Here is an 8799-nt window from a genome sequence, read left to right as displayed (position 1 = left end):
ACATTACAATCTGCCCAACGTAACTGGTACTTTATTTAATTGCATATCCCTTACCGCTTTTGTCGCTTTTGTCTGAGTTTTTCAAGTCTAGCTTCTTCCTCTAGTTGTCGTTTCTTTTTCTCCTGCTCAAGTTGAGATTCATAATTCTGCTGTAATCTTGTGAAAGAATCCTTAACATTCACGAATTCTCTAGCTTTAGCTACCAACCCCATCGCCTCTATTTGATCGTTAGCCCAACATCTAGAGAAATCATTAAACTCAGTGACTCTTTTTACAATTTCTCTTCTTTCACGAAGCGCAACATCACCAGCATCATTAATTCTTACCAATACGGTTCGAGTGATGTCGTATTTATTGATGCTGCTTGCATCCTTCTGAAGCTTTTCACTCAGGTCTGCCAAAAATCTCTGATGAACTCCAGCACTAGAGAAAAAATTAGAACATCTTTTTTACTTTTGCAGAGCCTTGGGATAGTATCTACAAGCAGATTTAGAAAATCAGGTGGAAAATGAAAGACTTGACTGCTCATGCTTGAAGGTGTGACGAAGGGTAAAAAGGTTTATCTAGCTTTGATTAAGAAATCAAAGACTATACCAGTATTAATTATGTCCTCACCAATTAAATACCCGCAAAAGCAAGTGTCTATGGCTAATTGGATTTGTGAAATTCCATCGCCATCCTTAACCACGTAACTTCGACAGTCTAGATCCAGTGCTGTGTAGCATGGAACATTTGCAAGCACACCTGAAGTACTGCCTTACAGGTAACCCAGTAGGCTAACAAACCGATGAGCGATTAGCAGCCAACTCAGTATTCTGCCAAAACGGTAACTTTTATTCTCGGCGATCGCGGATTTTTTGTAGCCACAGCTTAGGGCTGTCTCCGGGGCGATACTTGAAGTTGGCGATCGACCACAGTAATGGAATTCCGCCGACTTTGACGCTCATCACCAAATGCAGAATCAAACAGCCGAGCAGCGTTGCCCAAGCAACTAAATGCAGCAGATACGCAACGTGGTCTAGTTCTCCCGATGGTAGCCACGATTCTTGCATCATTAGCCCCGTGCCGACTGCAAACAGTGACGCGAGAATCATGATTGTATTGGTGATGCGATGTAGCGTGTACCACCAGATTGGCGTGTTGACCTGTTTGAGTTTGACTAGAGAATCTTTTTGGATCAGGCGACGATAGCCAATCACAACACTGTAGAGAATAAAGAGCGGCGTAAACAACCAGAATATTCTGCCAAAGGTGCCATGAATGCCGATAATGTCGTTGACTCGCGGCAGGGGCAATTTGCCGAACCGACCGTCGAAGATGTTGTAAACCCAAAATCCGGTAATTAGGGCCGACAAAGCGATTAGGGCGTTAATGCCATGAAGTAGGCGCAATAGTGAAGGTTGATAGGGCGCTTTCTTTGAGTTGCCTGCAAGGGGCTGCTGTGTCATCGTCAGTTCCTCTTTAACTGCAATCCCAGTTTTGCATAACGGTTCAGATCAGTCTTTCGCGTTTCTTAAGTTGATGAAAAGATTACGGCATTCCGCTTCCTTTGAGAAATACGGTAACTTGTTTGCAATCTGCGCTGTTTGAGGACTGCATCATGACGATCGTCAAAGTAGGCATCAATGGGTTTGGTCGCATTGGTCGGCTCGTATTTCGGGCGGGAATTGATCATCCCAACATTCAATTTGTCGGCATCAATGACCTGGTTCCCCCAGACAATTTGGCTTATCTGCTCAAGTATGACTCGACTCACGGCACGTTTGATGGCACCGTCGAAGCCAAAGAAGATGGCATTGTCGTGAATGGAAAATTCATCTCCTGTACAGCCATTCGCAATCCCGCAGATCTCCCCTGGGGCAAGGATGGTGCTGATTATGTGGTCGAGTCTACAGGCTTATTTACCGACTTTGAAGGCGCGTCTAATCACCTCAAGGCGGGGGCAAAACGAGTGATCATTTCTGCGCCCACCAAGGAACCCGATCGCGTCAAAACCCTGTTGATGGGGGTCAATCATGACCAGTTTGATCCTGAGAAAGATACGATCGTCTCGAATGCAAGCTGTACGACGAATTGTTTGGCCCCGGTGGCTAAGGTGATCAACGACAATTTTGGTCTGACAGAAGGGCTGATGACGACGGTTCACGCGATGACAGCAACGCAGCCTACGGTCGATGGGCCCAGCAAAAAAGATTGGCGAGGCGGACGGGGAGCCGCTCAAAATATTATTCCTGCCTCGACGGGAGCCGCAAAAGCAGTCACTCTGGTACTTCCAGAACTCAAGGGAAAGCTGACGGGTATGGCGTTTCGCGTCCCGACTCCGGATGTTTCTGTCGTTGATCTGACCTTCAAAACGGAGAAGGCGACGAGCTATCAAGAAATTTGTGCGGCGATGAAGGCGGCTTCAGAAGGCGACCTCAAGGATATTTTGGGCTACACCGATGAGGAAGTGGTTTCGACTGATTTTCAGGGCGATCCCCACTCCAGTATTTTTGATGCGGGGGCGGGCATTGAGTTAAATTCAAACTTCTTCAAGGTCGTCTCCTGGTATGACAATGAGTGGGGCTACTCGAAGCGGGTGATCGATCTGATGGTGGCGATGGCCAAGAAGGAAGGGATTCTTTAAGAAGGGAGGAGGGAGGAGGGGGCTAGGTTGCTTCTTGGGTTGGGGCGATCGTTCCCTTTTCGTTGGACAAACGCCAGAGAATTAGGAGTCCGATCGCGCCGCTTAATCCTAGAAATAGCCAGAAAGTTCGGGTGACTTCGCTGGTCTGATCTAATGCCCAACCGCCGAGAATTGGCCCAATAAAGTAGCCGATCGCCCAACATTGAGCGCTGATTCCGGTGTAAATTCCTCGAAGCGATGGGGGGGCGAGTTGTGAGAGTAAAGAATGCCAAACAGAATCTGTTTCCTGGAGTTATGTCAAATTCATCGATCTCACTTCAGACTGCAATTGAGTATGTGGAGTCTCTCTCTTTAGAAGATCAGGATTTGCTGATTGATTTGATTCAAAGAAGACGAATCGAACAGCGTCGAGGCGAAATTGCACAGAATGCCGCTCAAACACTGGCAGCCGTGAAGCAAGGAACTGCAAAGCGAGGAAGTCTCACAGATTTGCGCGCCGATCTGTTGAGTGATGAATGAGAGACTTGATTTGGGACACTAGAAAAGAACTTATTGATCTCATTATTTCTGCTAAAAACATCTCTTATACCAATTCTCTATGAGCCTGCACAGAATGGTTTCTTGATCAACAAGGGTTTCAGGCGACTGTTTTCTATACAGCTTTACATCAAATTGGTATTACTGATTACTTTATGACTGCTGCTGTGTTGCAGATCTCTAAAATTCAACGTCATTGTCAGGATCATCGATCGCGGCTAATGGAAACTTTGCTTTGAGGGCAGGCATCACTGGGCAGGGAGGACGATCGCTCAGGTTCTCTGGTTTGCTCCAGGCAAAGGGGGCTTGTTTGGCGGCTGACATCCACAGCAGGCGTTTGGCTCGTGTCATCGCCACATAGAGAAGACGAAATTCTTCGGCGGTTTTGAGGTGTCCGGCGCGTTCCCAGGCGGTGAAAACATCGGGAATTTCTTGTTGATGAACGATCGCTCGAATCTGAGCGCGGGCCACTTCTGAAAGGGTGAAGTCGCCAATAAACTTGGCTTGCGGCGGCACATACAAACTGCCGGGGATCATGTTCTCATGCAAAAAGGGAATGAAGACGTAATCCCAGTCCAGTCCTTTTGCTTTGTGCATCGTGATCACCGTAAGTTGGCTGGCGCGCACGTAGCGATCGTCCTCTTCTGCCTCGACTGGCTCAAATCGTTCTGAACTGACAATCTCACTCAAGACTTCAAGAATGGCACTCAAAGCGTTTTCGCTGGTCTGTTGGAGAATGCGATCGGATAGCTTATTCGCCGTCGCCAACTCGGTCTGGTCATAACTCAGCGTGTACGCCAAAAACGAAATCAGTTGATAGATTGGCAATTCTAATCTGGCTCGTAGCAGGCTCACACAGTAGCGACTGGCTTCTTTGACCACCGGAGTCTGAGGTGGATCGAGCGGTGCTGGGTATAGAAACTGTTCAGGAAAGGTGACCAGCGCATTCAAATCTTGATTGGGGATCAGGCGACGACCAACCAAAACTGTGAGCGCCGCTTTGAGATTGTCTGGAGAATGGGGGCGATCGAGAAACTGCAACAACGCCAGCATTTCAGCCGGAATATGAGACTGGCGATCGCGCTGTCCCACATCAAACACCTTCAAATTTTCACCATGCCAGCGTTCAAGCTCTTTGGCAACGAACCGCCCCTGATCATTTGTCCGCACCAAAACGGCCGCCTGAGCATCAGGATTTTGAGTGAATAGAGTGAGCGATCGCTGTCCAATCCATTCCACTGTCTGATACACATCATCGGGCGTGTAGAGTTCTAGCCCCAACCCCTCCGGCAACGGGTTCGCATCCAATTGGGGATCATCAAACGCCACCGGATAAATCTTTTGAGGACGAAACGGAGATTCTAAAGGCGCAGTCTGACTTCTCTCTTCTGCTTCCTCACTCCTCACTCCTCTCTCCTCACTGACTTTGTGTCTTCCATTCACCCACTGCAACACAAAATTTGCTGCATCGACGATCGCTTGACTGCTGCGCCCAGCCTGATTCATTTCTGCCAATCGGTCTTCAGCGCTGCACTCCTGACAAAACTCACGAAAGAAAACCGGATCGGCTGGCGTAAAGGTGGAATTGATCGCCTGATTGGGATCGCCTACTCTGACTAAGTTTTGCTGACTTGAGATTTCAGGATGATCGGGATCAGCCGCGAGAATTTCTAACAATCGAGTCTGCAATGGGCTGGAATCTTGTGCCTCGTCTTCAAATACCGCAAAGACCTGTCTCTGCCAGCGATCGCGCACCGTCGGAGTTTCCAACACGCGCAGGGCACCGAGAATCATTTCGTCATAATCAATCAAATTTCTGGCGCGAAGCTGTGACTGATATTGTTCATAAAGTCCCGCCGCGATTTCTAAAATCACATAATAGTCAGAAGAACGATCTCGCAAATCTTGAGGCATCAATCCCGAACTTTTGGCTTCGCGAATCACGGTGTCTGCCAGCGCAGGTAACACTTCAGTTCTGAGAACGGCTTGTCGTCGCAACCGCTCAGTTTCTTCGCCATCAAACTGTCTGCCTTCGAGCAACTGCTGAAAAAGCTGCGGATGGTTGCCGATCCACTGTTCGACACTCGTGCGAATCAAGCGATGTCCCTGGTTGGGCGTGACCAAAACGCTGTCTGGGTTGAGTCCCGAAAGCTCTGGGTAGCTGCGAGCGATCGACCACGCCAGCCCGTGCAACGTATGAACGACGAATCCGCCCTGGGGCAAAGAAAGCGTCTTTAAATGCTGTCGAATTTTGGTTTTGATATGGGCGGCCGCCGATCGAGTAAATGTCACCACAACCAACTGACGGCGAGTATGAAGCTGATGTCGAGCGATCGCGATCGCCGCCGCCACAGCCATCCCGGTAGACTTGCCCGATCCCGGAACTGCCGAAACGGCCAACCGCCCCCCTTGCCAATCGGCGATTTCACGCTGTCCAGGGCGCAATCCAGTTCGCAATCGTTGAATTAGAGGGTCGCGTCCGGTTGGGGTATTGGGGCGATCGGCAAGCATAGTGAAGAAAAAGCAGTAGATCCTGTTGTTATTTTGACAGGTGAAGCGAGTCTAGCGGAGGATGGATCACGTACCGCCCCCAGTCTCGCCATGTCTCTACAAAATTCTCCGCTGACGAAAGAAGAGGCGCTCAAGGTTCTCAGGCAGTTTATTTGTAGTGATAGCCCTGCCGCGCCGTTGGATTATGCGCTGATCCGATCGTCCCTACTTCTGGTGGTCGATCAGTCGGACTATCAAATTTTTGGCATCTGTGCCGACAGTTTTGACCAGGGCAAACAAACGCTTTCTAGCTACCTGACTGCCTTAAATTACGAAGAAATGCCCACTGTGAGCGGCGTAACGGATGGCGTTGTCTATATCAAATACAATCCCAAAACGGGACGATCGCACGCTGAACCCTACACCGGAGTTCATCGGGGCGTGTTAGTCTCCTGCCAATCTGCTTACGATGGCGACGTGAATGAGACGTTTGGACATCTGCCGATCGATTTGTTTGATCAGACTTGATCAGACTTGAGCTTTTTCAGCAGCCCTCACGCGGAAGTAAAACTAACGTCAGTTCGATAAACTTTTTCGCTTCGTTGCCAGGGGATTCGCCCCCTAAATCCCCCATTCTGAGGGACTTTGAATCAGCATAATTTCTTTGAACTCTGGAACTTTCTCTGGGTCAAAGTCCCCCAATTTTGGGGGATTTAGGGGGCTGAAGCTGATCGAAACGAAGCGAGTCACTCTCATCGAACTGACGTTAAAACTAAGCTCGTGGAGGTGTCAGGCCGCCGAGCCGATGCAGCGAGTAGCCAGGGACTCGACGGCCCGCTTTGTATTGCTTGTCATCAGAGTCGGGTAGGTAGCAAACTGGGATAGGTCACTACTTTCGACGGCGGCGAGAGAGAATGCTCACCACTTCGCGGGGGTAGGGGGCTGGCAGCAAAGGACTCCACGCACTCACGTCGGCAAAGCCTCTGGCATAGAGGTTGTGAATGGTTTCGATCGTTCCTTCGCTTGACCCAATCACCAGCACTAACAGACGCTCCCAGTTACCGTCAGACTCATCGGGGTCGGGAACGGGAATTATGCCGGGATTTGCTAAAGAATTGTCAACCATGATTGTCTCCGTAGTTTTGGATTTGAAGAAAACCCAAAAACCTGGCCATCCCGATCGACTCGGAGGGGAGAATATTCCGAGAACCGCAGCGCAAAATCGAGGTGGCCAGGTGGAGTGTTAAAATCTCCATTAGCCCACTCAGACTGCTTACGACAGTGTGGGGGGTTAGCTATCCAGAGTTGTCTCACCAGCTTTGGATGGCGTTGGGCTAGATTTTCGAGCGACCTGCTACTTTCTCTCCATAAAGCAACTTAATCAGAGAGCATACCGACATTCTCCAGGGTCGTCAAGCATTTCGTCTGGGATTTTGTACGATGCGAGGTTGCTGGAGTTTTGGGGCGAGGGGCTGAACGGTTGGATGGGGGGCGATCGCTCAACTCTCAATCGGGGGAATGTCATGAACGAAGACTCTTCAATCATCCTCTGAAGTCGTGCCGCCCTGGTGCGCTCGCGATTCCTAAGAATTGCTGAGTATTCCAGGGGTGAGGGGATTCGATTGCTACTTTATGTGGGTTAGATAAAAACTTCTTCTAGCCTCATGACTGACGTTTTTCTCTCCTACTCTCGGAAAGATAAGGCCTTTGTGCAAACGCTGCATGATGCGCTGAAGGCAGAGCAGCGAGAAATTTGGGTCGATTGGCAGGCGATTCCGCTGACGGCTGACTGGTGGCAGGAGATTGAGCGCGGCATCGAAGGCACCAATACCTTTGTGTTTGTGATCAGTCCTGATTCGATCGCATCAGACATTTGCCGCAAAGAAATCGACCACGCGGTTAAGCACAATAAGCGATTGGTGCCGATCGTTCATCGGGAGGGGTTTGATATGACAGCCGTCCATCCGATGTTGTCGAAGTACAATTGGCTGTTTTTTCGGGAGACGGATGAGTTCGATCGCGGCTTTGCGGATTTGGTGGAGGCGATCGAGACGGATCTGGAGTATGTGCGATCGCATACTCGTTTGACGGAGCGGGCGGTGGAGTGGGAGGGCAAGCAGCGCAATGAGAGTTTTTTGCTGCGGGGGATGGATCTGGCGGGGGCAGAAGACTGGCTGGTGCAGGGGGCGAGTAAGCAGCCGCAGGTGACGGAGCTTCAGGGGGAGTATATTAAGGCGAGTCGGCAGGCGGAGACGCTGCGGCAGAGAGTGGAGGCGAGGCGGCAACGGGCGTTTGTGGTGGGGGTGGGGGCGTTTGCGCTGGTGGCGGCGGGGGCGGCGGTCTTTGCGTTTCAGCAGCAGCAGGAGGCCGTGGCCCAAAAGCAGGAGGCGCAGGAGAAGAGCCTTGAGGCAGAGGTGCAGAAGGTGGAAGCGCAGAAGCAAAGTCAACGGGCAGAACGAGAGAGCCAAACTGCACAGGCAGAAAAGGCAAGGGCGGAAGGCGCTTTGAAACAGGCGGAAGCGGCCAAGAGAACGGCGGAAGCACGGACACGGGAAACGAGAGTGGCGTTGGCGAGGGCAGAAACGGCCCGTCAGGGCGAAGCGCAGCAGCGACAGGTTGCCCAACAGCGACAGCAAGAGGCCCTGAAAGCAAAGGCGGTGGCTGATCAGAAAACGGTGGAAGCGCAACAGCAACGGGATAGTGCAGAGACTCAGAAACGAAATGCTCTGGTGGCGACTGATTTGGCAGAGAAGCGCCGCAAGAATGCCGAACTGGGTGCCCAAAGCCTCACATCTCTCAATTTGTTGGCTTCTGATCTACGACTGGAGTCGCTGGCGGAGGGCTTGAAGGCAGGACACAAACTGAAACAGTGGGAAAAGGATGTAAAGGATGTAGATGCAAGAACGCCAATCCAGGTGAAGGCGGCTCTACAACAAGTGGTCTATCAGATCAATGAACGCAATCGCCTGAAAGGGCACAGTGGAATTGTCTGGAGCGTGAGTTTCAGCCCGGATGGCAAAACGATCGCGACGGGCAGTCATGACAGGACGGTGAAGCTGTGGGATTTGCAGGGACGGGAGTTGCAAACCCTGAAAGGGCACGGTGGAAGTGTCAAGAGCGTGAGTTTCAGCCCGGATGGCAAAACG

8 protein-coding genes and 1 pseudogene are annotated in these 8799 nt (G+C 50.7%); 4 read left to right on the top strand and 5 right to left on the bottom strand.

Translation table 11 applies throughout. The features are described 5' to 3' along the window. Window positions 1–50 precede the first annotated feature (50 nt). Both ACKFKH_RS33010 and ACKFKH_RS33005 read right to left on the bottom strand, forming a co-directional pair. Window positions 51–401, bottom strand: coding sequence for a hypothetical protein (locus ACKFKH_RS33010; protein WP_446862634.1), 351 nt, complete (start codon window positions 399–401; stop codon window positions 51–53). Window positions 402–833: 432 nt separating this feature from the next. Continuing rightward, window positions 834–1448, bottom strand: a complete 615-nt coding sequence (locus tag ACKFKH_RS33005) for a cytochrome b/b6 domain-containing protein (RefSeq protein WP_446862633.1) — start codon at window positions 1446–1448, stop codon at window positions 834–836. A gap of 152 nt (window positions 1449–1600) precedes the next feature. On the opposite strand from ACKFKH_RS33005, the gene gap reads away from it, so the two are divergent. Beyond that, complete coding sequence (gap, locus tag ACKFKH_RS33000) at window positions 1601–2626, top strand: type I glyceraldehyde-3-phosphate dehydrogenase (RefSeq protein WP_446862632.1); 1026 nt, start codon at window positions 1601–1603, stop codon at window positions 2624–2626. Window positions 2627–2648: 22 nt separating this feature from the next. Here the strand turns inward: gap and ACKFKH_RS32995 are convergent. Continuing rightward, window positions 2649–2891: pseudogene (locus ACKFKH_RS32995) on the bottom strand (MFS transporter); the annotation flags it as partial. Between the two features lie 29 nt (window positions 2892–2920). Between ACKFKH_RS32995 and ACKFKH_RS32990 the strand changes: the two are divergent. Continuing rightward, the gene (locus ACKFKH_RS32990; protein ID WP_446862631.1) at window positions 2921–3145 is read left to right on the top strand and encodes a hypothetical protein; all 225 of its coding nucleotides are present in this window, start codon (window positions 2921–2923) and stop codon (window positions 3143–3145) included. A 198-nt stretch (window positions 3146–3343) separates the two neighbouring features. Here ACKFKH_RS32990 and ACKFKH_RS32985 read toward each other — a convergent pair whose 3' ends face one another. After that, window positions 3344–5674 (bottom strand): ATP-dependent helicase, encoded by a 2331-nt coding sequence (locus ACKFKH_RS32985; RefSeq protein ID WP_446862630.1) that lies wholly within the window; start codon window positions 5672–5674, stop codon window positions 3344–3346. A gap of 90 nt (window positions 5675–5764) precedes the next feature. Between ACKFKH_RS32985 and ACKFKH_RS32980 the strand changes: the two genes are divergently transcribed. Next, the gene (locus ACKFKH_RS32980) at window positions 5765–6181 is read left to right on the top strand and encodes a DUF1824 family protein (protein WP_446862629.1); all 417 of its coding nucleotides are present in this window, start codon (window positions 5765–5767) and stop codon (window positions 6179–6181) included. A 361-nt stretch (window positions 6182–6542) separates the two neighbouring features. Here ACKFKH_RS32980 and ACKFKH_RS32975 read toward each other — a convergent pair whose 3' ends face one another. Beyond that, complete coding sequence (locus tag ACKFKH_RS32975; RefSeq protein WP_446862628.1) at window positions 6543–6779, bottom strand: hypothetical protein; 237 nt, start codon at window positions 6777–6779, stop codon at window positions 6543–6545. Between the two features lie 538 nt (window positions 6780–7317). Here ACKFKH_RS32975 and ACKFKH_RS32970 point away from each other — a divergent pair. Further along, window positions 7318–8799: TIR domain-containing protein (locus ACKFKH_RS32970; protein ID WP_446862627.1), on the top strand; the 1482-nt coding region annotated here is incomplete at its 3' end.

It is taken from the genome of Phormidesmis sp. 146-20, assembly GCF_052939475.1.
This window is presented reverse-complemented; position numbering and strand designations above follow the sequence as displayed.